Here is a 1,397-nt window from a genome sequence, read left to right on the forward strand (position 1 = left end):
CGCTCCGTACCCGCATTAAACGACTGGCGCGTAAAACGATTTGCTTCTCGCGCTCTGTCGAGATCCACGAAAAAGTCATCGGAGCCTTCATCGAAAAACACATGTTCTACTAATTGGAGTCATTACCGTCTCTTGGTCGAGGAATTGCTGTTGGTGGATGGGCATGTCCCCAACGATATCCAGTTTCACTGTTTTAACCGCCAGGGCGAGATGAATATTTTTATTCAGGTCGATTACGACCGTTTCGGCGCGCACCGCCGGGACGTTTTCGATGAAAACTGGCAGCGTACCGATATTCGTATGGGATTACCAAACAGCCCGGTGCCGATGGGAAAACCGAAACATCTGGCGCTGATGACCTCGCTGGCCAAACGGATCGCCAAAGATTTCTCTTACCTGCGTATCGACTATTACGAGGCCAACGACAAAATCTACTTCGGCGAATTGACCTTTACCCCCGGCGGCGGACTGTGCCGAATTTACCCAGAGGAAATACAGCATAAGTGGGGCAGCTTCTTCATTGATTAACGGGATTACCCAGCGCCTGTTAGCATTTACCCGTACCAGCCGCTTATCCTGGGCGTGGTCACCTTGGCACCGCTTAGCCCGCTGATGGTAATATTAGCGGGCATGCGCTTTGCTGTTAACGCGTCTGCGGTCCTCAATCAGTCGCTTCGCCGCCCTTCCCTGCGCCGGCGAGGATCATTTTCTCCATTGGCGCCGGTTATTTCACCACGAGCCGCTAGACCGTGGCGCATGTTATTTCGCTCAATCTTGGCCGCGCCGCAATGGCCGGCAATGCCTCACCCGATAAACGCTCACGCCTTGAGCAATCAGTATTTGTTGCCAAAATTATGCTTGACCGTCAAGGGGCGAATCCCTATAGTAGCGCCCCGTTGACCTCATGGTTAACACGTGGTGAGGTGTCCGAGTGGCTGAAGGAGCACGCCTGGAAAGTGTGTATACGCGAAAGTGTATCGAGGGTTCGAATCCCTCCCTCACCGCCAGAATTTAATAAGAAAGCCCGGGTCATTACCCGGGCTTTTTTTATCGCCAAAACGTCGTTAGCCGTACGCACTCAACGTGCGCTGACATAGCGCCGAGCGCACGCAGTCCTGCTGGCTAAAACGAATAATCGATATCATATCGTCATCCTCCTTGAACCGTTCCAGCGCATCCGCCAGCCCCGATTTGACCCCGCGCGGCAGATCGCATTGAATAACCCCGAGTTTATTAGAGAGTAATTTTGGCAATACTACGCCGCTTCCTCTGAATCACCCCGGATAAATTAGAGTCTATACTTTAAAAGTGGAGGTCTCTATGACAACGACCAAACGTTACTCTCCGGAAGTCCGTGAACGGGCAGTTAATCTAGTGCTGGAAACTCAGCATGAGCA

The 1,397-nt window shown here is 52.2% G+C and carries 2 protein-coding genes, 1 tRNA gene and 1 pseudogene; 3 read left to right on the forward strand and 1 reads right to left on the reverse strand.

Translation table 11 applies throughout. The features are described from left to right. The 3 genes from CINSTRO3249_RS15920 to CINSTRO3249_RS15930 all read left to right on the forward strand — a co-directional run. The coding region (locus CINSTRO3249_RS15920; protein WP_044698828.1) for an IS1 family transposase at positions 1 to 113 on the forward strand (113 nt) is incomplete at its 5' end. A 19-nt stretch (positions 114 to 132) separates the two neighbouring features. Then, on the forward strand, positions 133 to 528 hold the full coding sequence (locus tag CINSTRO3249_RS15925; protein WP_254304388.1) for an ATP-grasp fold amidoligase family protein: 396 nt from the start codon (positions 133 to 135) through the stop codon (positions 526 to 528). A gap of 389 nt (positions 529 to 917) precedes the next feature. Further along, positions 918 to 1,007: transfer RNA gene (locus tag CINSTRO3249_RS15930), tRNA-Ser, on the forward strand. Positions 1,008 to 1,064: 57 nt separating this feature from the next. On the opposite strand, the pseudogene CINSTRO3249_RS15935 reads toward CINSTRO3249_RS15930, so the two are convergent. Further along, a pseudogene (locus CINSTRO3249_RS15935) lies at positions 1,065 to 1,223 on the reverse strand (PhoH family protein); the annotation flags it as partial. Positions 1,224 to 1,397: the final 174 nt, after the last annotated feature.

The organism is Candidatus Sodalis sp. SoCistrobi (assembly GCF_900143145.1).
Lineage (GTDB): Bacteria > Pseudomonadota > Gammaproteobacteria > Enterobacterales > Enterobacteriaceae > SoCistrobi.